General features: G+C 63.1%; 24 protein-coding genes. 10 read left to right on the top strand and 14 right to left on the bottom strand.

Going from position 1 to position 25,250, the window contains the following annotated elements; genetic code table 11:
* Window positions 1–154 precede the first annotated feature (154 nt).
* Both FPL22_RS10835 and FPL22_RS10830 read right to left on the bottom strand, forming a co-directional pair.
* On the bottom strand, window positions 155–1,036 hold the full coding sequence (locus tag FPL22_RS10835) for a CDP-alcohol phosphatidyltransferase family protein (protein WP_144230374.1): 882 nt from the start codon (window positions 1,034–1,036) through the stop codon (window positions 155–157).
* A gap of 11 nt (window positions 1,037–1,047) precedes the next feature.
* On the bottom strand, window positions 1,048–1,404 hold the full coding sequence (locus FPL22_RS10830; protein WP_144230373.1) for a type II toxin-antitoxin system RelE family toxin: 357 nt from the start codon (window positions 1,402–1,404) through the stop codon (window positions 1,048–1,050).
* A 114-nt stretch (window positions 1,405–1,518) separates the two neighbouring features.
* Here FPL22_RS10830 and FPL22_RS10825 point away from each other — a divergent pair, with 114 nt between their 5' ends.
* From FPL22_RS10825 to FPL22_RS10815, 3 genes are all read left to right on the top strand, one after another.
* The gene (locus tag FPL22_RS10825; protein ID WP_144353947.1) at window positions 1,519–1,977 is read left to right on the top strand and encodes an EF-hand domain-containing protein; all 459 of its coding nucleotides are present in this window, start codon (window positions 1,519–1,521) and stop codon (window positions 1,975–1,977) included.
* 88 nt (window positions 1,978–2,065) lie between these two features.
* A complete protein-coding gene (locus FPL22_RS10820; protein ID WP_238991392.1) occupies window positions 2,066–4,375 on the top strand; it encodes an extracellular solute-binding protein in 2,310 nt (769 codons plus the stop codon).
* 4 nt (window positions 4,376–4,379) lie between these two features.
* Entirely contained in the window at window positions 4,380–5,219 is an 840-nt protein-coding gene (locus FPL22_RS10815) for a carbohydrate ABC transporter permease (RefSeq protein ID WP_144230371.1), read from the top strand.
* A 31-nt stretch (window positions 5,220–5,250) separates the two neighbouring features.
* On the opposite strand, the gene FPL22_RS10810 is transcribed toward FPL22_RS10815, so the two are convergent.
* The gene (locus FPL22_RS10810) at window positions 5,251–5,499 is read right to left on the bottom strand and encodes a putative signal transducing protein (RefSeq protein ID WP_144230370.1); all 249 of its coding nucleotides are present in this window, start codon (window positions 5,497–5,499) and stop codon (window positions 5,251–5,253) included.
* Window positions 5,500–5,615: 116 nt separating this feature from the next.
* Here FPL22_RS10810 and FPL22_RS10805 point away from each other — a divergent pair, with 116 nt between their 5' ends.
* The 3 genes from FPL22_RS10805 to FPL22_RS10795 all read left to right on the top strand — a co-directional run bounded on the left by FPL22_RS10805 (window position 5,616) and on the right by FPL22_RS10795 (window position 10,991).
* Entirely contained in the window at window positions 5,616–7,619 is a 2,004-nt protein-coding gene (locus FPL22_RS10805; protein WP_144230369.1) for a SpoIIE family protein phosphatase, read from the top strand.
* Window positions 7,620–7,677: 58 nt separating this feature from the next.
* Window positions 7,678–9,246, top strand: a complete 1,569-nt coding sequence (locus tag FPL22_RS10800) for an FAD-dependent oxidoreductase (RefSeq protein WP_144230368.1) — start codon at window positions 7,678–7,680, stop codon at window positions 9,244–9,246.
* 65 nt (window positions 9,247–9,311) lie between these two features.
* Window positions 9,312–10,991 carry a putative transporter gene (locus FPL22_RS10795; protein WP_144230367.1) on the top strand — a complete coding sequence of 560 codons (1,680 nt, stop codon included), beginning with the start codon at window positions 9,312–9,314 and terminating at the stop codon, window positions 10,989–10,991.
* A gap of 92 nt (window positions 10,992–11,083) precedes the next feature.
* On the opposite strand, the gene pdxH is transcribed toward FPL22_RS10795, so the two are convergent.
* Window positions 11,084–11,659, bottom strand: a complete 576-nt coding sequence (pdxH, locus tag FPL22_RS10790; protein ID WP_144230366.1) for a pyridoxamine 5'-phosphate oxidase — start codon at window positions 11,657–11,659, stop codon at window positions 11,084–11,086.
* A 188-nt stretch (window positions 11,660–11,847) separates the two neighbouring features.
* On the opposite strand from pdxH, the gene FPL22_RS10785 reads away from it, so the two are divergent.
* The 3 genes from FPL22_RS10785 to FPL22_RS10775 all read left to right on the top strand — a co-directional run bounded on the left by FPL22_RS10785 (window position 11,848) and on the right by FPL22_RS10775 (window position 13,655).
* Window positions 11,848–12,240: a hypothetical protein gene (locus tag FPL22_RS10785; protein ID WP_144230365.1), complete on the top strand. Its 393-nt coding sequence runs from the start codon at window positions 11,848–11,850 to the stop codon at window positions 12,238–12,240.
* 183 nt (window positions 12,241–12,423) lie between these two features.
* On the top strand, window positions 12,424–12,768 hold the full coding sequence (locus FPL22_RS10780; RefSeq protein ID WP_238991391.1) for a YkgJ family cysteine cluster protein: 345 nt from the start codon (window positions 12,424–12,426) through the stop codon (window positions 12,766–12,768).
* Between the two features lie 80 nt (window positions 12,769–12,848).
* Window positions 12,849–13,655, top strand: coding sequence for a DUF3592 domain-containing protein (locus tag FPL22_RS10775; protein WP_144230363.1), 807 nt, complete (start codon window positions 12,849–12,851; stop codon window positions 13,653–13,655).
* 26 nt (window positions 13,656–13,681) lie between these two features.
* Here FPL22_RS10775 and FPL22_RS10770 read toward each other — a convergent pair whose 3' ends face one another.
* Both FPL22_RS10770 and FPL22_RS10765 read right to left on the bottom strand, forming a co-directional pair.
* Window positions 13,682–14,269 (bottom strand): DUF4202 domain-containing protein, encoded by a 588-nt coding sequence (locus FPL22_RS10770; protein ID WP_144230362.1) that lies wholly within the window; start codon window positions 14,267–14,269, stop codon window positions 13,682–13,684.
* Between the two features lie 178 nt (window positions 14,270–14,447).
* The gene (locus tag FPL22_RS10765; protein WP_144230361.1) at window positions 14,448–15,035 is read right to left on the bottom strand and encodes a flavodoxin family protein; all 588 of its coding nucleotides are present in this window, start codon (window positions 15,033–15,035) and stop codon (window positions 14,448–14,450) included.
* Window positions 15,036–15,056: 21 nt separating this feature from the next.
* Here FPL22_RS10765 and FPL22_RS10760 point away from each other — a divergent pair, with 21 nt between their 5' ends.
* Window positions 15,057–15,485: a WYL domain-containing protein gene (locus FPL22_RS10760; RefSeq protein ID WP_144230360.1), complete on the top strand. Its 429-nt coding sequence runs from the start codon at window positions 15,057–15,059 to the stop codon at window positions 15,483–15,485.
* Between the two features lies 1 nt (window position 15,486).
* Here FPL22_RS10760 and FPL22_RS10755 read toward each other — a convergent pair whose 3' ends face one another.
* The 8 genes from FPL22_RS10755 to FPL22_RS10720 all read right to left on the bottom strand — a co-directional run bounded on the left by FPL22_RS10755 (window position 15,487) and on the right by FPL22_RS10720 (window position 25,236).
* Window positions 15,487–16,140, bottom strand: coding sequence for a DUF2959 domain-containing protein (locus tag FPL22_RS10755; RefSeq protein WP_144230359.1), 654 nt, complete (start codon window positions 16,138–16,140; stop codon window positions 15,487–15,489).
* 57 nt (window positions 16,141–16,197) lie between these two features.
* A complete protein-coding gene (locus FPL22_RS10750; RefSeq protein WP_144230358.1) occupies window positions 16,198–19,503 on the bottom strand; it encodes a DEAD/DEAH box helicase in 3,306 nt (1,101 codons plus the stop codon).
* Complete coding sequence (locus tag FPL22_RS10745; protein ID WP_144230357.1) at window positions 19,503–21,035, bottom strand: glycine--tRNA ligase; 1,533 nt, start codon at window positions 21,033–21,035, stop codon at window positions 19,503–19,505. The genes FPL22_RS10750 and FPL22_RS10745 overlap by 1 nt, the downstream gene beginning before the upstream one ends.
* A gap of 67 nt (window positions 21,036–21,102) precedes the next feature.
* Window positions 21,103–22,503: a sugar porter family MFS transporter gene (locus tag FPL22_RS10740; protein WP_144230356.1), complete on the bottom strand. Its 1,401-nt coding sequence runs from the start codon at window positions 22,501–22,503 to the stop codon at window positions 21,103–21,105.
* Window positions 22,504–22,631: 128 nt separating this feature from the next.
* Window positions 22,632–23,465: a hypothetical protein gene (locus FPL22_RS10735; RefSeq protein WP_144230355.1), complete on the bottom strand. Its 834-nt coding sequence runs from the start codon at window positions 23,463–23,465 to the stop codon at window positions 22,632–22,634.
* Between the two features lie 11 nt (window positions 23,466–23,476).
* Window positions 23,477–24,301 carry a hypothetical protein gene (locus tag FPL22_RS10730; protein WP_144230354.1) on the bottom strand — a complete coding sequence of 275 codons (825 nt, stop codon included), beginning with the start codon at window positions 24,299–24,301 and terminating at the stop codon, window positions 23,477–23,479.
* Between the two features lie 12 nt (window positions 24,302–24,313).
* Complete coding sequence (locus FPL22_RS10725) at window positions 24,314–24,775, bottom strand: chemotaxis protein CheX (protein ID WP_144230353.1); 462 nt, start codon at window positions 24,773–24,775, stop codon at window positions 24,314–24,316.
* Window positions 24,772–25,236 carry a chemotaxis protein CheX gene (locus FPL22_RS10720; protein WP_144230352.1) on the bottom strand — a complete coding sequence of 155 codons (465 nt, stop codon included), beginning with the start codon at window positions 25,234–25,236 and terminating at the stop codon, window positions 24,772–24,774. Before FPL22_RS10720 ends, FPL22_RS10725 begins: the two co-directional genes overlap by 4 nt.
* Window positions 25,237–25,250 lie beyond the last annotated feature (14 nt).

Raw genomic sequence — 25,250 nt, 5'->3', positions numbered from 1 at the left:
TAACTGCCACAACTCGGTCTCGCTGCTCGTAAAACCGGTCGATTGGTGACGTGAAAAACCGAGTTCGTGGAAACCAATAAACCAGGGGTTATGCGCAACGGGAAAGTTATTGGTGGGTTATTGGTGGGTTGCTCGCGAAACGGTTCACAACTCCTCAAACGAGGGGCGCGCGCTTGATCGGACCGTGGCGGCGCCAGTGACGCGCGAGGCCGTAGAAAATGTAGCCCAAGCACACGATGATCATGCCGTATTCCTTAAAACGCACGACCGCCGCACCGACTGCGACGTAGAGGACCAGTGTCGTGAGCTTCGTCTTGGTGCGCAGATCGATCTGCTTGCCGCTCGGATAACGCACCGTGCTGACCATCAGCATCGCCACTAAAAGCAACAGCGGAGGAAGGCCCAAGGTAATCCACTGCAATGACTTATCGTTTGATAGTAGGTTGAGCAGGAAAAGCATCAACGCGGCCACCGTGCCGGCGGCCGCGGGGACCGGAAGGCCGATGAAGTCTTTATTGGCGGATTTCGAACCCGGTTTTTGGAGCAACGGGTGGGTGATGACGTTGAAGCGGGCGAGACGGATGGCCGCACACAGCAGGTAGATAAAGCCGATCAAACCACCGACACTCAAAAGCGTCTGGTCGCCACCCGCCGGACGGATGATGAGGAAAAACACCATCAGCGCCGGAGCCAGGCCGAACGAAACGACATCGGCCAAGGAATCGAATTCCGCTCCAAACAGCGATTCCTTGCCGCCCATGCGGGCGAGACGGCCATCAAGTGCGTCAAAGGCCATGGCACCAAAGATATACCAAATCGCATCTTTGTAGTGCGCAATCGCTTCAGGCGGGATTACGCCGACCGCTTCGGCGCCGCGGGCGATGAAACTGGCTTCGATACAGCGCAAGCAGGCCGCTAAACCGCAGAACAGGTTACCCGCGGTCATCAGGTTCGGCAGGAAGTAAATCCGGCTGGCCTGTTCGATCGAGTAGGGGTCCGCTTCGTTATCCGTGGGAGGGGGCGTGTCGTTGGCCATTTCGGGAGAAATTATTTTTTGGTGAGCGACTCCAGGTATTTCCAAAACTTGGAATCCTGTTCAGCCAGCTGGCTCTCGGAGACAGGCAGTTTATTGCGCAACAAAAAGTCTTCCAACGAGTTCTTGTGCAAAATGTAGAGGACGTGAATGGCCTCGGTGCCGCGCGTTTCGAAATAGAACCGATGATCGCCGGCGCGCAGACGGTAGAGGGTGTGGCCGGCGCGCGTGAAGGTGCCGAGCGGCTCGCGCGGGTGTTCGAGATCGGCCGGCTTCAACGAGCTGATCGGCTCAATGGCTTCAAGTTGCTGGAGTTTATCCAGCTTGTTGAGTTCCAGCATGCTCTGCTCGGAAAAAGTGACCTGATACATGATAAGAAGACGGGGATCGCGAAGGGCTTGGGTTGCGGGAGCGGCTGTAACCGGGCATCTGATCAGGCGTCACGCCAGATACAGACACGAGAACAGGCCACCCCGATCAATTCCATGAAAGCAGCATTTCTATTCCCGTCCCTCCTCGCAGCAACGCAATTTCTTGTATCCGCAAACGCTGCCGAACCCGATTCTGCCGCCGCCCGTGATGCCGAGATCATCAAGCGTTACGACACCAACAAAGACGGCAAACTCGATGAAGCCGAGGTCGCCGCCGTGAAGGAAACGATGTTGATGGAAAGCCAGGAAAACAAAGAGGCCCGCCGCGAACGTCTTCAAGAGCGCCAAAAATCCTGGCTCGAGGAGTTCGACACCAACAAGGACGGCAAACTCGACGAAGCCGAAAAAGCCGCGATGGACACCACGATGCGCGCCCGCACCGAAAAACGTCCGCAGCTGCTCAAGCGCCTCGATACCGATGGCGATGGCAAGCTGAGCGATGCCGAGTGGATCGCCGGCCGCGAAAAAATCCGGACCCGGATTGAGGAAGCCAAGGGCAAAGACAAGAAATAGTTGGCGCCCCTTCGTCGCACCGCGCACATCTGTCGCGATGCGTCGGAGTGCGGCCGCCCTGTTCGTCGTTTGTTTTTTCGTGTGCCTGGTGGCGCGCGTGTCCTTGCGCGCTGAAACCACGCCGCGGGAACTCGACATTCCCGTGCTGGTGGCGGGCTACGGCGCCGCGTTTTTTGAGGAAACCGCCCGCGAGTTCGAATCCCTGCGGCCGGATCTGAAGGTCCGTATCCACGGCAATCCGCGCATCAACGATCAGGTCCGCATTCGCGTCATGGCGGGCGATGATCCGGACGCCACTGATGCCGTCCTGCTTTATCCAAACCTCATCAAGGCCGGGCGCATTCTCGATCTCGCGCCCTACCTCGACGGCCCCAATTGGGAAGGCGATGCGCGCTGGCGCGACACCTTTCTGCCCGGCGTGCTGGAGCGGTGGACCAGTCCAGCCGCCGTGACGAATTCCGGCGAAACGACTGCCGCGCCCCCTGTGGCCGCGCCGGTTTACGGGCTGCCCTTTGCCCACGCGGTATGGACGATTTTCTACGACAAAAAACGCTTCCGTGAAAACGGTTGGGAAGTCCCGCGCACATGGGACGAATTTTTTATCCTGTGCGAAAAAATGGAGCGCGCGGATGTCTCCCCTCTTTCGCTGCCGGGCGTGTTCATGCGTTACGGTGACGCCTTTCTCCGCGCCGCGCATTACAACCTCGTCGGCCCCGATGGCTGGCGCAGCTACAACCAGCTCGAAGCGGGTGCTCGCACCGATCCGCGCTTCATCCGCGCCGCCGGCATTCTGCAACGCCTCGCCACGCGCCATCTCGTCAAGGGCTGGGAAGGCATGACGCATACCGCGGCCCAACTCGCCTTCATCGACGGTCGCGCAGCGATGACCATTTCGGCTTCGTGGTTTGCGAGTGAGATGCGCGGAAAACTTCCCGCTGGCTTCGAACTGGGCGCGATGAACCTGCCGGTGTTTGCGGAAGGTATTGCTCCAGTGGATACCATCCAGACGCAGAGCGCCTATTATTTTTTGTTCACCTGCGGGGACAAAGAACAGGAACGCGCGACGGTGGATTTCTTCCGTTTCCTGACATCGCGTGAACGCGCGAAACGGTTTGCACAGCTGGTGGATTCACCCGTCGCGCTCCGCGCCGTGGGACCGGATGATTATTCGCCGCTCATGCGTGACACCGCGGCGTTAATCGCCAAGGCAACCGGCTCCTTTGATGCGGCGCCGCCGACTTCGGCGACGAATCTCGCGGTCATCAATCAAGCGCTGACGGATGCCCGCTACCGATTGATGACGGGACGTATCACGCCGGAGGAATTCGGTGCCCGTCTCGAGTCGGCCGCGACCGCGGCGCGCGCCCGCGAAATCAATCCGGATAACGTGGAAACGCGCCACGGTTTCGCCGCCGCTGCTCTGTTGCTTGTTCTCGCTGCGCTCGTTGCCTGGCTGGTATGGATAAAGTGCGCCAAGGGCCGCCGGTCTGCTCCCGCGCAGGCCTCGTCGTCGGAGCATCTTGGCCGGTTGCGCGGATCGCTGGCGATGGGCTTTGTCGGACCGTCACTGCTGCTGTTTGGAGCGTTCGTCGTCCTGCCGGGACTGGCGTCGTTCATCTGGGCGTTCACGCGCTGGGATGGTCTGGGTGAACGCACCTGGGCGGGGCTGTTCAACTTCCGGTGGCTGCTGCTGGAGAGCGATGTATTCTGGTTCGCACTACGGAATAATCTTTTCCTGATGATCGCGCCCGCGCTCGTGGTGGTGCCGGCCGCGTTGTTTTTCGCCGCGTTGATCCATCGCGGCGTGTGGGGCGGGGCAGTGTTTCGCGTCGTGTTTTTGTTTCCCAACATGCTCGGCGGTATTGCGGCGACGTTGTTGTGGATGAGTGCCTACGATCCGCACGGCGGCTTGGTGAATACCGCGCTGGTGAAACTGGGCTTTGAGAGCTTCGAAGGATTTGCGTGGCTCTCGCAGGCGCACCTCTACGCCGCGTTGCTGCCGATCTATCTGTGGATGGCGTGCGGGTTTAACCTGGTTCTGTATCTCGCGGCGATGCAGGGAATCTCGCCCGATCTCTATGAGGCGGCGGACCTTGAAGGCGCATCGCCGGCGCGGCAATTTTTCACGATCACGCTGCCTCTTATATGGGAAGTGCTGGTGATCTCCGCGGTGTTTTTGGTGATCGGCGGACTCAACGCGTTTGAGATGATCTGGCTGCTCACTTCGCAGGATCCGGCGAGCGGTTCGCACACGCTGAGCACGCTGATGGTATCGACGATGTTTCAAGAATTCCAAGTGGGCCGCGCCACGGCTATCGCCGTGATGATGTTTGTCCTCGTGCTGGTCGGTAGCGCCGCCGTCATGCGCGCGCTCAGGCGCGACACCGTGGAAATGTGAACGCATGAAAATTTCACGCTTCATCATTTTCGCTCTGCTGGCGGGCTACCTCGTGTGGGTGGTTTATCCGATGGCTTGGGTGGCGTATTCATCGCTCAAGACCGATGAGGCAATTTTCCGCGAGGCGTTCGCGCTGCCGCCGCTCGATGCGTTGCAGACGGACAACTACACGCGGGCCTGGAACGAGGCGCGATTTGGAGATTATTTTATCAACTCGGTGTTGGTCACGCTCACCTCGGTTGCGCTGATCGTGATGTTGGGAGCGATGGCGGCGTATGCACTGGCGCGGTTTTATCACCCGCTGGGCAAGGGCGTCTTCTGGCTGTTTCTCGCAGGCCTGATGGTTCCGGTGCAGCTCTCCATCGTGCCGTTGTTTTTCGAGCTGCGTGCGCTCGGACTGCTCAACTCGCGCACGGGATTGATCCTGGTTTACACGGCCAACGGCCTGCCGTTCGCGATCTTCATTCTCGCGGGATTTTTCAAGTCGCTCCCGCGCTCGCTCTACGAAGCGGCGGTGGTGGATGGTTGCTCGGAGGCATCGGCCTTTTGGCGCGTGATGTTGCCGCTGGCGAAGCCGGGGCTGGTGACGGTCGCGATCTTCCAGTTCATCGGTATCTGGAAGGAGTATTTTTTCGCCTTCATGTTCACGAGCGGAGACGCGGGTGCCTCGGTGCGCACGCTGCCGCTGGGACTGGCCAATCTCTCCATCACCTCCCAATACCGCAGCGATTACGGGATGTTGTTTGCCGGTTTGGTGATCGTGACGGTGCCGATATTGATCGTATTCATAGCGCTGCAAAAACACCTCGTGAAAGGGGTGACCGCAGGCGCGTTGAAAGGTTGAACGTTACTCCGCCCACCGGACTTTGACGCACTCAGGCAATCGTGGGCGGGAACGTATCTCCGTCGGGCGCGGCCGCCTCGAATGCCCGGATCAGTTCGCGGGCGGCGTTCTCGTGTTCCGCGGGCACTTGAATGGGAATTCCGCCCATCGCCAGAATCAGGTGCGGCATGGTCTGCGCGCTGTATTCATTGGGAATGAGGGAAGGGATTCCGCTGTCCTCGAGCACCGACTTCAATAACTGGGCGTGCATGGGGTTGTTGCAGGTGGCCACGGTGATCATGTGTGTAGTTTGCGATGCATTCGCGCGTATGGCCAGCACCGACCCGTTTAATTGCGTGTGTGTTCGTGCTGGATTGCGCGCGGGGTCATGGTTAGGCACATACTTCCAAGCCGCCCATGTCGTCGCACGAAACGCCTAGCACGCCCGTAGATGATCCGACCAGCCCGGGGGAAGTCACGCTTCCCAACTGGTTGAGCCACGGGCCCGACGCCGCAAGCCAGCTGAAGCTTTTCTTCGAGCACGCGCCGATCGGATTGAGCTGGCGCGAGGTCGACGAAAACGGCCGCCCGGGGAAAAACATCGTTAACAAGCGCTTTTGCGAACTCATCGGCCTCACACCCGAACAGGCGAGCAACATCGATAACGTCCACAAGATCACGCATCCCGATGACTGGGCGCGCCAGAAGGCGCTGACCGCCGAAATCTACGCGGGCAAGCGCAACGGTTTTGTATTGGAAAAACGCTACGAGCGTCCCGATGGCCGCGAGGTGATGTGCGAACTCACCGTGGTGGTCTTGCGCAACGCCGAGGGCCGGGTCACGCACCACTTCGCCATGCTGGAGGATGTTTCGGCGCGTCACGCTGCCGAACAGGACCTCCGCCGCAGCGAATCCCGCTGGCGCACCTACCTGAAGATCGCCAGCGAGATCCTCTTCGCGATCACGCCTGAGGGGACCTATAAATTTGTATCCGATGCCTGGACACCGAAGCTCGGCCATGAGGTCGCTGAAATCATCGGACATGACTACACGGAGTTCATTCATCCGGAAGAGCTCTCGTTGTTCCGGGACTTTATCGCCGAAACCCTCGAACTCGGGGTCAGCCCGCGCGGCATCGAGTATCGCGTGCGACACAAGGACGGCCATTGGGTCTGGCACGCGACTACCGGTTCGGCCTACACGGATCGCGACGGCCGTCGCGCCTTCTTCGGCGTGGGCCGCGACGTCAGCATCCGCCGCAAAGCGCAGGAGGAGCTCAAGCTCGCGCTCGCCCGTCGCGAAGAGCTGGAGCAGATCGTCAACCGTTCGCCGTCGATCGTCGTGCTCTGGCTCGCCGAGGAAAACTGGCCGGTGGAATACGTTTCGCAGAGCATCCGCCAGTTCGGCTACCAGCCGGAGGATTTCACCAGCCGCCGCCTGAGCTTCCGCGGCATCACGCATCCCGATGATCGCGAACGCGTGGGCGCGGAAGTCGAGGCGCATGCCGCCACCAACCATCACGAATACAGCCAGGAATACCGCATCGTGTGCGCCGATGGATCCGTGCGTTGGGTCGATGACCACACGGTCGTCCGCTTCGATCCGGAGGGCAACGTGACGCACCACGAAGGCCTCATCACCGATATCACGCCGCGCAAAGATGCCGAGGATCGCGAGCGCGCTCTCCGCGAACGCGACCTGCGTCTCGCTGGCGAAGTGCAGCACCAGCTTCGACCGCACGTTTTTCCCGACATCGGTGAAGTGGAGATCGAGGCCCTGTCGCAGGCGTCGCTGCACATCGGCGGAGATTATTACGACGTGCTGCCGGTCGACGGGCGCCGGTGGGGCTTTGTCATCGCGGACGTGGCGGGCAAGGGCCCGGCCGCCGCGCTGATGATGGCCGCCTGTCGTGCGACGCTGCGGCTGTGCGCCGCCGGCGAGCCCAGTGCCGCCACCGTGGTGCGCCGCGTCAATCGTGCGCTGCACGGCGACATGCCTCCCGGCATGTTCATTTCACTTTTTTACGGTATCTTGGATTTGGATACAAACCGGCTCACTTACGTGCGGGCGGGACATGAGCCGGCGTTGCTCCTGAAGGCCGGTGGCGAGCTCGAGCTTTTGTCTGCCGGCGGCCTGGCGCTCGGTTTTGACGAAGGTCCGGTGTTTGACTCCCTGCTCGAGGAAGCCGTGCTGGATCTGGGACCGGGCGATTTGCTCGCGCTCTATACGGACGGCATCACGGAGGCCGCGAATGCGTCGGGCGACGAGTTTGGTCGCGACCGCCTCGTGACCACGTTGGTCGGCCAGGAAGAGACCCCGTTGCCGCGCGTGGTGGAGAAACTGAACCGTTATCTCCGCCAGTTCTCGGCCCTCGCTTCGCGTAACGACGACCGCACGTTGCTGCTGGTTCGCCCGCGTTAAGTTTGCCCGCGAAGATTTCGCCGTCGCACTCGGCGCACAATCCCTGTCGTCTGGTGCCATGCATTATGACGTTGTGATTGCCGGTGGCGGCTTCGCCGGTGCCTATTGCGCAAAGACGCTTGGGAAGCTGCTGGGCAAGGGCGGGGAAAAACGCGTGGCGCTCATCGCCGAGCGCAATGTCCTGGTGTTCCAGCCGATGCTGGCCGAAGTCGCCGGCTCATCGCTCAGTCCGTCCGCGGTGGTGAATCCGCTTCGTCTGCTCTGCCGGCATGTCGATGTGCTGCAAGGCGGCATCCACCGCATCGATTGGGCGACGAAGACCCTCACGCTCGATGGCGGCCGATTCACGCGCAATCACGCGGTCACGTTCGATCATCTCGTGCTGACGCTCGGCAGCGTGACGGATCTTTCACGCGTGCCCGGCATGGCCGATCACGGCCGGCCGATGAAATCGGTGGCGGATGCGCTGCGACTGCGATCCACGCTCATCAACCGCCTTGAAGAGGCCAACCTCGTCGAGGATGCCGCCATGCGCGCGCGCTTGCTCACGTTTGTTGTAGTGGGTGGCGGATACACCGGCGTTGAAACGGCGGGACAAGTGCAGGATTTTTTGCGCGGCTCGCAGAAGTATTACGCCAACCTGCGGGACTCAAAGATTCGCGTCGTGCTCGTGCACGGGCATCCCAGCCTGTTGATCGAGATCGGGCAGAAACTCGGTGAGCATGCGCTGGTCGTGCTCAAGAAACGCGGTATCGAAGTGTTGCTTTCCACACGTGTGGCCGAGGCGACGGCGAGCAAAGTGATTTTCGCCGACGGTAGTTTTATCGAAGGACACACGATCATCTCGACGATCGGCAACGCTCCGAATCCGGTCGTGCTCGACCTGTGCCGTCAGCTTGGGATCGAAACGGAAAAAGGCCGTGTGCCGACAGAGCCCAGCATGCGCGTGGCCGGACATCCGAATTTATGGACGGCGGGCGATTGCGCCGCGGTGCCCTGGAATGACCGCGGTGAACTCAAGATCTCTCCGCCAACCGCGCAGCTGGCGTTGCGGCAGGGCGTGCAACTCGGGCGCAATGTCGCGCGCGCTCTGGCGGGGCAGGAGTTGAAGCCATTTACGTATCGTTACATGGGCCAGCTTGCCACGATCGGTGAACGCGAGGCGGTGGCCGAGGTGTTTGGTTTTCACTTCAGCGGATTTTTTGCGTGGTGGATGTGGCGCACGATTTACTTGGGAAAGCTGCCGGGCGTGCTGCGCAAATTGCGTGTGATGATCGACTGGACCTTCGAGCTGATTTTTCCGCGCGATCTCAGTCTGTTGCTGCCGCCACCGGATGAAATTTTGCGCCCCATTCATCTTGAAAAAGGCGAAGGGCTTTTTTCACGAGGCGATCCCTGCCGCGCGTTTTATTATGTGCGGCGCGGCACGGTGGAGTTGCACGAAGAAGGGGCCGCCCCGCGCACGTTGCACGCGGGCGCGATCATCGATCAGGCGGAACTCGACGGTAATAATCACTGGCGCGTGGGCGCTGTTGCCACGGAAAGTAGCGATGTGGTGGTGATCCGCGGGAGGGCCCACGAGTTATTGCAAACGGAGCTTCGCCTCACGGCGCGAGGCACGGCTTGATCTGCGCGCAGGTTGGCAAAATCTGCGCTGTCTGCCGCGGGTTATCCGTATAGACTCTCCGGCATATGGATTGGATCACCCAGCTCTTCGCCACCGAATCCGTTGCGCGCACCGTCATTCTGTTGGGCGTGGCGGGCGCCTTGGGCGCGGCCCTCGGAAAAATTAAACTCTACGGCATCAGCCTCGGTGTGGCTGGCGTGCTCTTTGCCGGTCTGCTGCTCGGGCATTTTAAACTCACGTTTAATCACGAGGTCTTGGATTTCGTGCGCGAGTTCGGACTGATCCTGTTCGTTTACACGCTGGGCCTGCAGATCGGTCCGGGTTTTTTTGCGTCACTGCGCGCACGCGGGATGATTCTCAACCTCTTCGCGGCGGGCATTGTTTTTCTCGGGGTCATCGTGGCTTCCACGTGGATCATTCTTGGACGCACGGATGCGGCGGTCGGCGTGGGTTTGCTGTCGGGCGCGACCACCAACACGCCGAGTCTGGCGGCGGCTTCGCAGGCGCTCAAACAGCTGGGAGCCGGTGATGATGCCGCGGTTGTGCAGGGGCTTGGCTATGCGATCGCTTATCCGTTCGGCATCATTGGCATCATCATCACGATGATCGCGGTGCGGACGGTTTTCCGCATTGATGTGCAGAAAGAAGTCGCCGCCGCCGAGGCCGCGAATCGTCCGTCAACTCCGCCGCCGACCACGCGCAATTTCGAAGTGCGCAATCCCAATCTCGTGGGTCGCACGCTGGGCTCGGTGCCCGGCCTCGCGGATTCGGGTGTGGTGGTGTCGCGAATCTCGCGGGATGGCGTGGTAAGGATCGCGAAGCCGGAGACGCCCTTACAGCTGGGCTATATCCTTCACGCGGTGGGCCCGGCGGAAGGATTGGATACGCTGCGCGTGGTGATCGGCACCGAGGCGGGCGTGGACTTGAAGGCGCTGCCGGGCTCGGTGACCAACCGCCGGTTGATTGTGACCAAGCCGGCGATGTTCGGGAGGCCCCTGGCCGAGTTGACGACGTTTGCGCAGCATCAGGTCGTGGTGACACGCGTGACGCGCCAGGGATTGGAGTTCACGCCTGTGCCGGGATTTCGCCTGCAGTTTGGTGACATCCTCATGGTGGTGGGCGAGGAGCCGCAGATCGTCGCGGTGGCCGCCGTGGTGGGCAACTCGCCGAAGGCCCTGGATACGCCGCAGCCGCTCACGTTTTTTCTCGGTATCGTTCTTGGTGTGATCGTGGGGTTTATTCCGCTGTTTATCCCCGGCCTGCCGGCGGCGGTGAAGCTCGGCCTCGCGGGCGGTCCGCTGGTGGTGGCGATCATCATGTCGCGACTCACCACGACGGGTCCGCTGATCTGGCATGTGCCGCACACGGCCAATCACATGATTCGCGAGATCGGCATTTCGCTTTTTCTGGCGGCGGTCGGCATCAAGTCCGGCGAGAAATTCGTGAGCGTGCTGCTCGGTGCCGAAGGCGTGCGCTGGCTGATCTACGGGGCGCTGATCACCATCGTGCCGTTGCTGGTGATCGGCTTTGTGGCGCGCGCGTGGAAAAAACTCAACTACGCCGAACTGTGCGGCCTGCTCGCCGGCTCGATGACGGATCCGCCCGCGCTGGCGTTTGCCCAGCAGACGACCGGCAGCGATGCGCCCGCCGTGGCGTATGCGACGGTGTATCCGCTGGTCATGTTGCTGCGGGTGTTCACGGGACAGCTCGTGGTGTTCCTGCTCTACAAGGCGGCGGCAGGGTGAACGGAAGCGGTCATGTAAACCAATAAAACAAAGACCCGGTGACTGTGGAGTCGCCGGGTCTTTGTTTTTTGGATACGAAGGCGGTTCACGCCTCACGGATAAAGCGCCTGTTCGCGCCAGCCCTTGCCGACGCGTTTATAAGCGGCGCGCTCATGAAGCCGGAACGGACGCTCTTGCCACAGTTCGATGACATCGGGGACGACGCGATAACCGTGCCAGTGCGGCGGGCGCGGCATGCGTCCGCGCGGGTGTTGGATCATGGTCGCGGCGACGGCGCGCTCGAGCTCCGCGTAGCCATCGAGCGGTTGCGATTGTTTCGAAGCCCAGGCGCCGATGCGACTCAGGTAAGGGCGCGAGTTGAAATACGCATCGGCCTCCTCGGTGGTGACGGCCTCAACCTTGCCGGTGACGCGCACCTGGCGTCCGGGCGGATTCCAGTAAAAACAAAGCGCGGCGTAGGGCAGGTGGCGCAAGTCATCGGCCTTGGGGCTGTCGGTGTTGGTGTAGAAAACGAAACCGTGTTCGTCGGCGTGTTTGAGCAAAACCATGCGCACGGACGGACGCCCATCGGCATCAACGGTGGAAAGCGCCATCGCGGACGGCTCGTGGACGCCATGGCGTTTGGCGTCGTCGAACCAGGATTGGAACGTATCCAGAGGGTTGGTCATAAGCCCGTATTTTAGGACTTAGTGCCCCGCCAAGCTGCGCATCCCTTGATCAACACCACGCAAAATCAGCTCATTTTGACATCCATAAACCAAGGAAGCGTGTTTTATAAGTCATTAATTTTAAGTAGAAAATACTGGTTTGTAACTTATTAAGTGACAAATATCCGGAGTGCTTAAAAGTGGCGTCCATGAAAATTGGAATGGGAGTGGATGTGCCGCCTACGCTGAGACCGATCGCGGGTTTGTTGGATATTTTGGCCGAGCTGGCCGTCGAGCAGGCGCAACGCTCCGCGCAGCGTCGCAAGGACGCCAAACGTCCGCGCAAGGGCGCGACGCTGCGGCCCGGAGCCGATACGCCGCTTTGGAATGCAGTGGTCGCGCAAATCCGTCCCCACCTGCGCACGCGCGGCACGAAGACCAATCTGGCGCGCCTGCTCGAAGTGCCGCGTCAGCGCGTGCAGGACTATTTCGTGTCGGGCACCCAGATGCCTGACGCGGAGCGCATGATCCACCTGTTGCTCTGGCTCGCCGCCCGCGAAACGCCCGAAGCCGTCACGCTCAGCCCGAAACCGCTGAACTGAGTTTGTAACTTATTAAGTTACAAACGGGCGGGGTGAGGGCGGATAAGTTGCGGGTCGCTTAAGGGCTGCGGGGCGTGTGGTGCCGGTGCTCGCTGGCGGATGTCCACTGCGGGCTGGCGTCGGACTAGCGGTGAGGGCAGGGTGATGTCCGTGCCCGCGGGCCCACGGCTTCGCGAGTGCGGCTTGAGCAATTCCATCACCGACTGCCTCCGTTGCGGGGTTTGTTGTCATTCAAATCTGGATACCTACGTGCGCGTCACCGGCGCCGACTGGGATCGGCTCGGCGTCGATGCGGAACGCGTCGCGGGGTTCGTTGGCAACCGGGCCTACATGCGCATGGAAGGCGGACATTGCGCGGCGCTTGATGTAAGAACCACGCCGGAGGGCGCGCGTGAGTTTTTCTGCACGGTTTATGAACGACGTCCGCAACTGTGCCGGGATCTGGCGCGAGGTTCGCCGCAATGCGAAGGGGAATTGCTGGCCAAGGCTGCGCGGGTGCAGGCAGGGGCGAAGCAGGGGATGGGGTGAGTTTGATGAACCGTGACTTGAGGGCGGATGGGCCGGCGTATTGAGCTTGTTGGGAAGGAGCGCGTTTGCACGCTGGGCGCATGGACGCCCCTTCCGCTTTTGCCGACGACGAGATGATCCGCTTTCTGGCCGCTCCGGTGCCGCGCACGGTTCCGGTCCAATTGCGCAAACGGGCCATGAGGGAAACCGCTGGGCGCGGCGTGTTGTTGGTAGCACTCATGTTGCTGGTCTTTGGCGTGGTGTTTTCGGCGGCGTTTTTTCCGCGTCGGTCCATTGACCAATGGCGACTGGATCACGGTCCGGCAGGTGAAGCGCGCGGGCGCATCGTGTCCGTGGCGAATACGAATCTCTCGATCAACGATGTGCAGGTGAAGGCGTATCGATTTGAGTTCACGGGGCCGGATGAACGACGGATCGAAGGAGAGTGCTTCTATACCGGCCGGCGCTGGAAGGAAGGCGCGGACGTGAGTGTGGTCTATTCGATGGAGGATCCAACGCTGGCCTGCGTGAAGGGCGCGCGATTGGGGCAAATGGGAATGGGCGGCTTTGCGGTGGTGTTGCTGCCTTTGGCCGCGGTGGGAGTCTTCGCGTGGTGGTTGCGGGCACGACGTCGTGTGGGCTGGCTGCTGACGCACGGGAGTCTCGGCGATTTTATCGTGGAGTCGGTTGAGCGGACGAATGTGACGGTTAACAAGCAGAGGCAGTTTAAGATCACGTTACGACGGGCCGATGACGGGATCGCCTCGGTCCACACGCTGCGCTGGCATCAGCCGAACCGCCTTGAGCTGATCAATCGCCGCAAGGAAAGCGGCCAGGCGATATTCGGATTGTTTGATCCCACGAAACCCAACCGGATCGTGCTGCCGGAACTGTGGATGAAGTCGTAAGTGCGAAGTCACGCCGACTCCGAGGATCAGCCGGCGAGTGCTTCGCGCACGAGGGCGGCGATGGCGGGCGGCAGGTCGAGGCCGAGAGCGGCTTGTTGCGCGGCGGAGCTGAGTTTGCGCCAGGTTTTCTGAAGGATATCGATGAACTTCTCGCGCGGGTATTCGGTGTGTTGCGCGGCGAAGTCACCGATTTCGTTTTCCAAAAACACGAGCACGGCGGCGTCTTCGAGAGCTTGCGTGCCGGGATTGGTTTTCAGTCCGGTCTTGGAAACCCAGGTGCGAACTTCGTCGGCTTCGATGTCGGAGATGCCCGCGGCGAGGAGCAGTTCGCGGGCGCGCTCGGCTTGTTTGACGTAAAGCGAGCGGCGCCAGGTGAGGTAGCCCACTTTGCCCTCCGGAAAGGTGGTGCGTGGGGTAAGCCAGCGTTCAAGATGCTGGCAGCGTGCGGCGAGGGCGAGGATGGGTGGGGCGTCGGCAACGAGCTTCAGAACCCATGCCTCGACGCGATCGGCGTAAACCAGCTCGGCCGCGCGTCCATCAGCCGTCCGCGTGGGATCGGCGGCGTGGGCGGAATCGATGAGTTCGCGAGCTCTGGTGTAGGCGGAAGCTGACATGGCTCAATCGTTCGCGTCCCAGACGGGCTTTGGCACGCTCAAACGTATCTCATAATAACCCTCAACATTGAATAAATCGAAGTCATAAGTAATTATTAGAAAGTGGGAAAACCAGTTTGTAACTTATTAAGTTACAAACTGGTTTGAGGAAGAATTCGGCGACGGGTGTGCGGAGGGATCAGGCCCAGCGGGCGGAGAAATCTTCGCGGTCCACGGGCCAGGTTTGCCAGTGGTGCGTGCCGGCGGCGGCTTCGACGAGGTTGTGGCAAACGACAGAGAGGTCGTCGCGGCACCAGAAATCGCGGGCGGCGTGCGCGTCGTGATCCACGGCGATGAGCGCGGCGCGGGAGAGCACGAGTCCGCTCATGGGAGGGATGCTGCAGCCGAGGGTGACGAGCACGCCTTGGAGTCGGGAGAGGACGCCTTTGCCGCCGACACTGTGTTCGCTGACCACCACGGCGGTGGGTTTGCCGAGCCAGACGGACGTGCCTTCAGCGGGCGTGGCGTTTTCTAGGAATTGTTGCAGCAGACTGCTCCAGGAATCCCAGTGCGTGCCGGTGCCGAAGAGAAAACCATCGGCTTCGGCAAGTGCGGGCAGGAGGGTCGCAAGGTCGGTGCCATCGCGTGCGAGCGTGAGTTGTTTCACGTCGGCCTGCGGTGCGAGCAATGCCCGGGCTGCGTCGAAAAATACGGCAGAGTTACCCGCGTCTCCGGCGAGCGATGCGTTGATCAAGAGAAGGCGGGGACGACGATCATTGGCGGGCATGAGGTCTGCTGGTTAAGGATTATGACAATGCTTCGAAACTGGGTGATCGGAGTGTTTTGCGCGACCGTGTGCGTGCAGGCGAGCCTCGGGGCGGAAGCGGACAACGCGGCCGTGTTAACGCAGGCGTTGCGCGCGCGAAGTGTGGTGACGTTTACCTACAAAGGTCAGGAGCGCACGGTGGAGCCGCATGCGCTGGGCAAGGCGACGGATGACAAGCCGGCGTTGCTCGCGTGGCAGACGTCGGGCGGGAGCAACACCGAGCCGCCGCCCGGCTGGCGCGTATTTCTGGTGGCGGAGATCGCGGGGCTGAAAATGACCGCGCAAAAATTCGAAAAACCGCGCGCTGATTACCGTGCGAAAGCGCGCGGCTTGATATCGATCGATATCGACGTGCTGGCGCCCCAGCCAACCCCGGTGCCGCCCTCGCCACCTGCGGCACCGGCGAAGTAAATCACGGGGTCGTCTGCAGTGACTTGATGAACGATTCGGCCTCGCGGATGGAGGCTTCCATGTCGGCGATGAGGCGGGAGATGTCGGCCTCGAGTTCGCGGTTGGTGGAGTCGAGCGAGGCGAGGGCGCGGGCGTTAAGGTTGTGCTTCAGGAAAAGGACCTGGTCGCGGAACGTCGCGAGAACGGGGTCCATGCGATCGGCGGCGCGGCGCATGAGACGGAGAACGTTGTCGTAGCTGCGGCGGGTGGTATCGAGCTGGCGCTGGCTTTCGCTGCGGAGGGAGGCGCTGGAGTATTGTTTGAGCTCCTGCTTCCACTCGCTGAAGAGGGCCTCGGCGACATCCTCGACCGCGTCGATGCGCTCATGGACTTCCTCGGCGCGCGCCTCGCTGCGCTTGAACTCGGCGCTCATGTCGTTGTATTTGCGCTGGAGGTCGCCGCCGTCGGTCTTGGTGACGGCGAGGAATTTTTCGAGGGCGTCGGCGAATTGCTCCTTGGCCTCGGTCTGCGCGTCCTGGGCTTTTTCAACGCGGTCAACGAGGAGGTCGCGTTTGGCGTAACCGAATTTCTCGAGGGTGTTGTAGTAGGTCGAGGAGCAGCCGGTCGCGAAAAGGGCAAAAACCAGCATGATCAAGCAAAGCGGAGAGTGCTTCATAGTGTTCAAGGGGTGGACCGCAGGATGGCGCGGCGGTGCCGTAGCTTACACGATAAACTAGGCGAGGATGCGTTTGAGGCTGTCTAGGTCCATGACGGTGGCGAGGGACTCTTCCTGGACGACGGCGGATGCTAACGCGGCTTTTTCGCGTTGGAGGAGGCGGATTTTTTCTTCGACGGTGTGCTCGGCGAGTAAGCGATATGCGATCACCGGCTTCGTCTGGCCGATGCGGTGGATGCGGTCGATGGCTTGCGCCTCGGCGGCCGGATTCCACCACGGGTCGTAGAGGATGGCGTAGCTCGCGGCGGTCAGGTTGAGGCCGAAGCCGGCGGCTTTGAGGGAGAGGAGGAAAACCGTTTTGGTCGGGTCGGTTTGGAACGTGTTGACCAAGTCGGAGCGGTTTTCGGTCGCGCCGGTGAGCATGAGGTGGCCGATGCCGGCGCCGACGAGGCGGTCGCGGATGATTTCCAACATGCCGACGAATTGGCTGAAAACGAGGACCTGGTGGCCTTCTTCGGCGAGTTCTTCGACGCGCTCGAGGAGGGCTTCGAGTTTGGCGCTGGGGAGTTCGGCGTGGACCGGATCGACGAGCGCGGGGTGGCAGCAGATCTGGCGCAGGCGCAGAAGGCTCGCGAGGACGTGGAAGCGGACGGCGTCGAGCGCCTTGGTCGTCTCGACTCCGAGGAGGTGCGAGCGGGCGCGCTTGAGTTCGGCGTCGTAGAGGCGGCGTTGTTCGCCTTCGAGTTCGACGATGATTTCGTCCTCGGTGCGCGAGGGGAGGTCGGGCGCGGCTTGGGCTTTGGTGCGGCGCAGGAGAAAGTGGCGCACGCGGCGGTGGAGGCGGGCGAGGGCTTGCGGGTCGGTTTCGTTATACTGGCGGCGGAAGGTGGCTTGGTCGCCGAGGAGGCCGGGTTGGGCAAAGGCGAAGAGGCTCCAGAGGTCGGCGAGGCGGTTTTCGATGGGCGTGCCGGTGAGGACGACGCGGTGTTTGGCGCGTAAGGAGCGGGCGGATACGGCGACCTGGCTGCCGGGGTTTTTGATGAACTGGCCTTCGTCGAGGACGACGACGTCCCAGGCTTGCGCGCGGAAGGCGGCGGCGTGGAGGCGGAGCTGGGTGTAGTTGGCGACGAGGAGTTGCGGGCCTTTGGTAACGGCGGCGGTCGCGGATTTTCCGTCGGTGTTGAAGGCGGCAATGCCGAGGTCGGGGGCGAAGCGGGCGGTTTCGGCGAGCCAGCCGTGGGTCACGCTCTTGGGGCAGACGATCAAGGCGCGGAAGGGTTGGACGTCGGCGTCCACTCGCTGGCGCTCGCGGCTACGGGCGGAAAGGTGCAGGAGCCAAGCGAGGGTTTGGACGGTTTTGCCGAGGCCCATGTCGTCGGCGAGGATGCCGCCGAAACCTTGGGCGGAGAGGTGGGAGAGAAATTGGTATCCTTCCAGTTGATACGGGCGGAGCGTGGCGCGGAGGTTGGCGGGGAGCGTCGCGGGCGGGAGGGCGGCGATGCGGGCGGCTCTGTCTTGGAGGACTTGGACGAGGAGGGCGTCGCGGTGGGCGAGGGCCTCGGCTTCGAGGGCGAGTTGGAGGACGTGGAGGCGGTGTTTGGCGGGGCGTCCGCCGGTGAAGACGTCTTCGGCGGTGAGGCCGAGGCGGTCGAGGGTCGCGGCGGTGGCGGGGTCGAGCGCGGTGTCGGCGGCGACGCGGCGCCAGCCGTGGCGGGGCAGGTGGACCCATTTGCCGCGGGCTTTGAGGAGGAGGGCGACTTCGTCGGCGGAGAGCGTGGAGTCGGCGACGCGGAGGCCGACGGTGAGGTCGAACCAGTCTTGGTCGGAGCCGCCGGGGGCGGCGGCGAAGGAGACGTCGATCTCGGCGTGGAGCGGTTCGCCGAGGAGCGAGGCAAGTTCGGGGGAGAGTTCGACGGTGAGATCGGGCGGGAGGGCGGCGTGCCACTCGAGGAATTCGTCGGGGAAGGAGTCGTTGACGGTGCGCGTCCAGGAATCGGCCCAGCCGTCCCAGTTGAGGCGGAAGCCGGCGGTGAAGGCGGCGCTGGCGGAGCGGGCGGCGGCGAGGTCGAACTCGATGACGGGTTCGCCGGCGATACGGGGCGGGGGCGTGCCGTTTTTGGCCCAGTGCCAGGAGACGGGGGCGCCGGCCCAGTGTTGTTCGCAAGGCGGGTTTTCGGAGCGGGCGATGAGCTGCGCGTGGAAGTCGCGCTCGGCGCCGTCGATGGCGGTGGAGAGCCAGCAGCGAAGGTGAGGGCGGAGCGTGATGGTGCGGACCTCGGCGGCGAGTCCGGCGGGGAGGCGGAGGCCGGCGGCGCGCAGGCGCGGGAGGAGGCGCGAGTCGGAGAGGGCGGCTACGGGGAGTTTGGCGGAGGGGGCGGGCGGGGGGCCGCGCCAGACGCGGTCGTCGAAGAGGTAGAGCGGATCGGGGCGGGGCGCGATGAGCTTGGCGGAGTCGGCGATGCGACCGTCGGGAGCGACGAGCCGGACGTCGAGTTGGTCGGGTTTGCCGGCGGAGGCGATGGCTTCGGGGACGAGCGGGGCGGACTCGATAACGAACGGATTGCCGTCGGGGAGGGTGAGCGCGGGGCGGGCGGCGGTGGTGCGGAGGAGTCCGTTGACGGCGGCGGGCGGGAGCGGCTGTTTCACGGACAAACCGTGGGGCGCGAGGCGGACCTCGGCGGCGAGCGCGGAGGCGAGGGCGGCTTCGGCGGGGACGAGCGATTCGAAATCAACGGGGCGCAGGCGGGCGAGATCGGTGAGCCATTTTTGCGACGGGGGCTTCCATCGTTTATCGGAGGCGTTGCGCGTTTCGATGTGCCACGTGCCGAGGATGGAAAGACGCACGCGGATGCCGGAGAGGCCGGCGAAATGCGAGGCGTCGGCAGCGGAGGCTTTGTCGGCGACGGGATCGGGCGTGAGGGCGCGGAGCCAGCCGGCGAGTTCGTTTTCGAGGGCGGCGGAGGCGGTGGACGCGGCGGTGACGGGGGCGGCCACGGTTTTGGGGACGATGGGCGCATCACCGGGATCGCGGCCATCGCGGGCGCCGGATTCGACGTTGTGAATCCAGGCGAGGCCGGCGGCGTGGCTGTGTTTGCAGCGGGCGGTGGTCGAGCACGAGCAACGAGACGACCAATCGCCGCGCGTCAGGAAGAACGTGAGCGTGTAGCGGTAGTCGTCGGTCAGCTCTGCTTTGACGAGGTGATCGGCTTCGGACCAGACGTTGGTGACGGCGCCCTTCTTGAAGAGTTCGCTGCCGCGCTGACGGGTGGCGGCGTCAAAAGACTCCAGCCACACGGCCATCGAGGCGAGCGCCTCGGGCGTGCGGACGCTGCGCACGTGAGGCGCTCGGGGACGGACGGCCATCAGTAAACCTGCTCTTCCAGGAGGGCAAAGAGCTCGGTTTCGGTGACGCGGCGCTGGGACATCGAGTCGCGTTCGCGGAGGGTGAACGTGTCGCCTTCCTTCTCGATGGTATCGAAGTCGATGGTGACGCAGTAAGGCGTGCCGACCTCGTCCTGGCGGCGGTAACGCTTACCGATGTTGCCGGTCTCGTCGTAGAAGCACGCGTATTTGCGTTTCAACTTCGCGTAGAGGGCCTGCGCGCGGGCGACGAGCTGCTCCTTGTTTTTGATCAAGGGGAGGACGGCGATCTTCAGCGGGGCGATGCGCGGGCTGAGGCGCAGGACGGTGCGGGTCTCGGTGTTGCCCTTTTCGTCGGTGACCTGCTCCTCGGCGTAGCACGAGGCGAGGACGGCGAGGAAGATGCGGTCGAGGCCGACGGCGGGCTCGATCACGTGCGGGACGAACTTTTTCTTGGTGGCTTCGTCGAAGATTTCCTGCGGCTTGCCGGAGGCGTTGGCGTGTTGTGTGAGGTCGTAGTTGCCGCGGGCGGCGATGCCCCAGAGTTCCTGCACGCCGAAGGGGAACTTGAACATGATGTCCGTCGTGCCCTTGGAGTAGAACGCGAGCTTCTCCTTGAGATGGTCGTATTCAGAAATATGTGACTCGGGCAGGCCGATGGAGAGGAGCCAGTCTTTGCACCAGTTGATCCAGTAGCGGTGCCATTTAGCCCAGTCGTCGTCTTCGTGGATGAAGAATTCCATCTCCATCTGCTCGAATTCGCGGGAGCGGAAGATAAAGTTGCGCGGCGTGATTTCGTTGCGGAAGGACTTGCCGGTTTGGGCGATGCCGAAGGGGAGTTTTACGCGCGTGGTGTCCACGACGTTTTTGAAATCGACGAACATGCCCTGCGCGGTCTCGGGGCGGAGGTAGGCGACGGACGAGGCGTCGGTCATGGCGCCGACGTTCGTCTGGAACATCATGTTGAAGGCGCGCGGCGGCGTGAGGTCGGGATTGCCGGTGGCGGGCGAGGGGATCTTGGTGACCTCGTCGGCGGTGGCCTCGGTGAAATCCTTAACCACGACGGGCGAGAGCGTGCCGGTGATGGCCTTCTTGCGTTTGAAGAGCTCGGCGGCGGCTTGCAGGTCCTCGGTGGTTTTCTCGGATTCGAGGGCGGAGACGTAGCCGTGGGTGGTGCCGTCGATGACGACGGGAGCGAAGAAGAGTTGGTCGGCGCGGTAGCGGTTCTTGGAGACTTTGCAGTCAACGAGCGGATCGGAGAAGCCGGCGACGTGACCGGAGGCTTCCCAGACCTTCGGGTGCATGATGATGGAGGTCTCGATGCCGACGATGTCGTCGCGGCGGCGGACCATGTCGTTCCACCAGCAGTCGCGGATGTTCTTTTTGAGTTCCACGCCCATGGGGCCGTAGTCGAAAAAGCCGTTGAGACCGCCGTAGATTTCGGAGGACTGGAAGACGAAGCCGCGGCGTTTCGCGAGGGAAACGACGGCTTCCATGAGGTTGGCGGGCTCGGCGGCGGCGGCGGGCGTGGACATAAGGGGCGGATATAGCGCAGGGGGACCGCCGGGGTCAATGGTGCGCTGCACGCTTTGGCAACGCTCTTCAGCCGTTGCTCATTTGCTCCAGCGTGCGGCCCTTGGTTTCGCGGACGAATTTCCAGGCATACCACGCAGAGAATGCCGCGAATACGGCGTAAATGCCGTAGGCGCCACCGAGACCAATGCCCGCGAGCAGCAAGGGAAAGGTAATCGTGACGGCGAAGTTGGCGGCCCATTGGACGAGGCCGGCCAGCGAGAGGGCGGCGCCGCGGAGCCGGTTGGGAAACATCTCGCCGAGGAGCACCCACATGACGGGGCCCCACGAGATGCCGAAGCAAACGATGTAGAGGTTGGCAGCGACGAGGGCGATCGTCCCATGGTTTGAATCGAGGACCAGCGAGCCGTCGGCGCCGGTGGCCGCACCGGAAAACACGGCAGCGAGCACGCCGAGAAACACAGCCATGCCGATGGAGCCGATGAGCAGGAGAGGCTTGCGGCCGATGCGGTCGATCAAGGCGATGGCGACGAGCGTGGCGGTGATGTTGATGATACCGCCGATGACGTTGATCTTGAGGGCGTCGGTGACGGAGAAACCGGCGGCGCGCCAGAGGACTTCGCCGTAGTAGAAAACGACGTTGATGCCTACGAGTTGTTGGAGCGCGGCGATGATGATGCCGACCCAGACGACGGGATGGAGGCGGCGGCTGACGCTGTCCCAGAGATCGCGGAAGGCCGGCTTTTTCCCGCTGTCGAGGGAGAGTGAGATCTCGGCGATATGGGCCTGGCCGTCGGCTCCCGGGGCGAGGCGCGCATGGGCGCGGATCGCGTCCGCGTGGCGACCGGCGGTGACGAGGTAGCGTGGGGATTCGGGGATGAGCAGCAGGCCGAGGAAAAACGCCACGGAAGGGATGAGCTCGACCCAGAACATCCATTGCCACGCTTGATAGCCGAACAGCCAGACCGTGCTGGTTCCGCCGGCGAGGCGGGCGATGATGAAGTTGCTCAGGAAGGCTGCGAAGAGGCCGAGGACGATGGCGAGTTGTTGCAACGTCGCGAGGCGTCCGCGGATGGCGGCGGGGGCGATCTCGGCGATGTAGGCGGGGCAGATGATGCTGGCGGCGCCGACGGCGAAACCACCGATGAGGCGGTAGATGACGAACTCGATCGAGCCGCCCGCGATGCCCGAGCCCCACGCGCTGATGGCAAACAGGAATGCGGCGCCGAAGAGCGCGGAGCGACGTCCAAAAGCATCGGAGGCGCGGCCGGCGAGGAAGGCACCCGCGGCGCAGCCGAGGAGCATGGAAGCGACGTTAAAGCCGGTCACGGCCGCGCTGGAGCCGAAGGCGGCGGAGAGGGCGCCGACGGCACCGTTGATGACGCCGCTGTCGAAGCCAAAAAGGAAACCGCCGATGGCGGCGACGCAGGCGGGGAGCAGGACGGGGCGAAGGGAAGTTTCGGATCGCATGGGGACCTCGTGCCAGGGGTGGGGTTTGGCTCTCCGACGAAGACGTCGCCGGTATGGCCCGACGATGCTTTGGGCGTGCGGGGTGTCAAACGACGAAGCCCGCGGATGCGCCGGCCGGCGCAGATGACTTACCAACCGGCGGCTTGAGGCGCGGCGACCTGGGCGAGGAGCAGGTTCTCCATTTCCTGCAACATGCGCTCGCGGATATCGAGGGCGTTGGCGCGCTCGGCGAGCTGGGTGGCGATGGCTTGCAGGTCGGTCGCGAAGGGCGGCGCGCTGAACGGCGTGGCGGTAAACGGGGTCGCGGTGGGCGTGGAGGGGATCGCGGTGCGCTTGGGGCGTGCGAGGTCGGAATCAGACTGAAGGGCGGCGAAATCGCGTTCGAGGCGGCGGGTGCCGGCGCGGAGTTTTTGTTCGCGGTCTTCGAGTGCGGCGCGTTCGAGGGTGAGGCGGGTTTCGGTGTGCGCGAGTTGCTCGGCGCGCTGGTTGAGCGCGTATTCGCGGCGGGCGACGCAGGCGGAGGGCGAGGCGGGTTTGTCAGCGGAGGTGAGCGTGCGCAGGAGCGCGGCGAGCGTGGAAATCTGGCGCGCGCAGGCGCGGTGCCCGGGCGTGGCCACCCGCAGGAGTTGCAACACCTGCCGGGCGGTGAGGGGTTCGTGAATGATGTCGCGCAAACCGGCGCGCATGGCGCCGAGCACGAGAGGAAGAAGCGGTATGTCGCAAACGAGCACGCCATGCTTGATGCCGGGCGAGCGGCGCAGGTGGGTGACCTCGGCGAGCGCGGCCTTTACGCAGGCGGGATTCATCCGGCGGACATCCATCACCAGCAAGTGCACGGGAGTCGTGGCGGTGCTGCCGCGGCCGGCATCGCTGTCCACGCCGAAGTGCAGCACGCGGGGTTCATCGGGCCGGCCGGCGGCGCCGTGATGAATGAGAACAAAATGAATCAAGGACGAAGGCATGCGCAGTCCGCTCAGGCGGAAACGAGGGTTTCGATATCGATGTCGGCATGAACCCGCGCGGCCTCGGCGAGCGCGGTGCGCAGTGGCGCATGAAGGGTGAACTGGTCGTCCACGAGGCTGAGCGAGTGGAGTCCGGCGGCTTGCATGAGCTCGGTGGGGATTTGCAGGAACACGCGATAGACGAGCAGTTGTCCGGCAACGCCACCGCCGGCCTTGGCGCCGATGGCATCAAGGATGGGGCGCAGTTTCAGGCCGGATGTATTCGTCGATCCAATACCTGGCGCAGAGGTTGTCGGACGGGATGACTCGATGCGCAGGCTGACGGCGGGCTGGGCGCGCGCGGGTGCCGGCGAAGTGATGCGAAACGACAGGATGGGCGAACGCGGAAGGGCTGGCGTGGGAATCTGAGCCGCGACCGCTGTCAAAAACGGAGGACGGGAGTGCGCGGCGGAGGGCGGCGCGATCACGGTGAGTGTGGGGGCCGCGGCGGTCTGGGCCGAAGCCGATTCGCGGAAAGGAGGAATGGAGCCCTCGAAGCCGGAGGGCGTCGCGGAGAACGGGGCGTGCGTGGCGGTGTAGTCACGCCAGCCGAGCACGTGCTTGCGGATGAGTTTGCGGCGCACGAGGCGGCGGAGCGAGGCGTTGACGGCCTCGATGTCGAGCTGGAGATGCTGGGCCAGCTCGGTGGCGTTGCGGGATTGCGCGAGCTGTGCGAAGACCGCCCACACCTCGGGGGCGAGCTCGATGCCATCGATGCGATCGGCGAAATCTTCGCAACGGATGTAACGGTCGGCGAGACGGGCGGAGGAGGCGGAGGGAGTTTTGACGGTGGACATGATCGGGGGCGGTTAACGCTGAAGGGCGATAAGGAGAAAGGCGTCGGCTCCCTGCCATTGAAACGGCAGTCGGAACGAAAGCGGGGGAGCGGTGAGTTCGTCGGGAAAATCGGCGGCGACCGCCGAGAGCGGCGGGGCGACGAGGAGGTGTTCGCCGAAATGTTCGCGGGCGTTGCTGGTGAGGGTGCTGGTGATCTCGCCGACCAGATCGAGTTGGGCGGCCTCGTCGTGCTGGTCCTCGCCCATGTGATGCAGCAACGAAAGAAGCAGGTCGGACGGCAGGCTGAGCGCGATCCAGCCGGTGAGACGGCCGCTCACGGGCATATAGCCGGTGCAGGCGAGGCGGGGAGGCATCACGAGTTCGAGGGACGGGGTGAGGAAGTCGGGCGAGGAACCGCCGACGGTTTGAAAATAACGACCGATGGTGCCGATGAAGACGGCGAGCTCGCGCTCGGTTTCGAAGGAAGTGCTCACGTTGAGGCGGAGGTTTGCTGGAGGGAGACGAGGACGCGTGAGCGGTGGTTGTTCCAGGAGACGGGAAGGATGTAGCAGGTGGTGTCGCGGGCGGTGTGGATGTTGAGCGGGCTGCCCTCCACGATGAACGGAGTGGAGATCATGAAACCGCCGCCGAGTTGTTCGCGGGCATTTCCGGAGATGGTGTTGGTGATCTCGCCGACCAGCTCGGCGCAGAGACGGTCGTCGGGCTCGCGCTCGCCGATCAAGGGCAGGAGTGCGTGCAGTTTTTCGCGCGGGGCGGTGTAGTAGATGTTGCCGCGATGCGAGCCGGTGATGCCGATGACGGCGGAGAAATCGTAGGCCACGGATTCGTTGCCGGCGCTAAGGTAGGGCGTGCCCAGAGTGGCTTCGCCGCCGGAGACAGTGGCGAAGTAGCGCGTGATGCTTTGGGCGAAAATCTTGAGAATGGTTTCTTCCATGGGAGTGGCGGAGA

Origin of the sequence: Rariglobus hedericola (assembly GCF_007559335.1) — a bacterium.
Classification (GTDB): domain Bacteria; phylum Verrucomicrobiota; class Verrucomicrobiia; order Opitutales; family Opitutaceae; genus Rariglobus; species Rariglobus hedericola.
This window is presented reverse-complemented; position numbering and strand designations above follow the sequence as displayed.

Excerpts from the sequence above, each read along its gene's own strand:
- FPL22_RS10750 (WP_144230358.1), bottom strand. The coding sequence starts at position 19,503 with ATGGCCGTCCGTCCCCGAGCGCCTCACGTGCGCAGCGTCCGCACGCCC.
- FPL22_RS10785 (WP_144230365.1), top strand. The coding sequence starts at position 11,848 with ATGAAAATTGGAATGGGAGTGGATGTGCCGCCTACGCTGAGACCGATC.
- FPL22_RS10765 (WP_144230361.1), bottom strand. The coding sequence starts at position 15,035 with ATGCCCGCCAATGATCGTCGTCCCCGCCTTCTCTTGATCAACGCATCG.
- FPL22_RS10775 (WP_144230363.1), top strand. The coding sequence starts at position 12,849 with ATGGACGCCCCTTCCGCTTTTGCCGACGACGAGATGATCCGCTTTCTG.
- FPL22_RS10730 (WP_144230354.1), bottom strand. The coding sequence starts at position 24,301 with ATGTCCACCGTCAAAACTCCCTCCGCCTCCTCCGCCCGTCTCGCCGAC.
- FPL22_RS10740 (WP_144230356.1), bottom strand. The coding sequence starts at position 22,503 with ATGCGATCCGAAACTTCCCTTCGCCCCGTCCTGCTCCCCGCCTGCGTC.
- FPL22_RS10810 (WP_144230370.1), bottom strand. The coding sequence starts at position 5,499 with ATGATCACCGTGGCCACCTGCAACAACCCCATGCACGCCCAGTTATTG.
- FPL22_RS10795 (WP_144230367.1), top strand. The coding sequence starts at position 9,312 with ATGGATTGGATCACCCAGCTCTTCGCCACCGAATCCGTTGCGCGCACC.
- FPL22_RS10720 (WP_144230352.1), bottom strand. The coding sequence starts at position 25,236 with ATGGAAGAAACCATTCTCAAGATTTTCGCCCAAAGCATCACGCGCTAC.
- FPL22_RS10830 (WP_144230373.1), bottom strand. The coding sequence starts at position 1,404 with ATGTATCAGGTCACTTTTTCCGAGCAGAGCATGCTGGAACTCAACAAG.
- FPL22_RS10805 (WP_144230369.1), top strand. The coding sequence starts at position 5,616 with ATGTCGTCGCACGAAACGCCTAGCACGCCCGTAGATGATCCGACCAGC.
- FPL22_RS10815 (WP_144230371.1), top strand. The coding sequence starts at position 4,380 with ATGAAAATTTCACGCTTCATCATTTTCGCTCTGCTGGCGGGCTACCTC.
- FPL22_RS10770 (WP_144230362.1), bottom strand. The coding sequence starts at position 14,269 with ATGTCAGCTTCCGCCTACACCAGAGCTCGCGAACTCATCGATTCCGCC.
- FPL22_RS10825 (WP_144353947.1), top strand. The coding sequence starts at position 1,519 with ATGAAAGCAGCATTTCTATTCCCGTCCCTCCTCGCAGCAACGCAATTT.
- FPL22_RS10800 (WP_144230368.1), top strand. The coding sequence starts at position 7,678 with ATGCATTATGACGTTGTGATTGCCGGTGGCGGCTTCGCCGGTGCCTAT.
- FPL22_RS10735 (WP_144230355.1), bottom strand. The coding sequence starts at position 23,465 with ATGCCTTCGTCCTTGATTCATTTTGTTCTCATTCATCACGGCGCCGCC.
- FPL22_RS10835 (WP_144230374.1), bottom strand. The coding sequence starts at position 1,036 with ATGGCCAACGACACGCCCCCTCCCACGGATAACGAAGCGGACCCCTAC.
- FPL22_RS10760 (WP_144230360.1), top strand. The coding sequence starts at position 15,057 with ATGACAATGCTTCGAAACTGGGTGATCGGAGTGTTTTGCGCGACCGTG.
- FPL22_RS10745 (WP_144230357.1), bottom strand. The coding sequence starts at position 21,035 with ATGTCCACGCCCGCCGCCGCCGCCGAGCCCGCCAACCTCATGGAAGCC.
- FPL22_RS10755 (WP_144230359.1), bottom strand. The coding sequence starts at position 16,140 with ATGAAGCACTCTCCGCTTTGCTTGATCATGCTGGTTTTTGCCCTTTTC.
- pdxH (WP_144230366.1), bottom strand. The coding sequence starts at position 11,659 with ATGACCAACCCTCTGGATACGTTCCAATCCTGGTTCGACGACGCCAAA.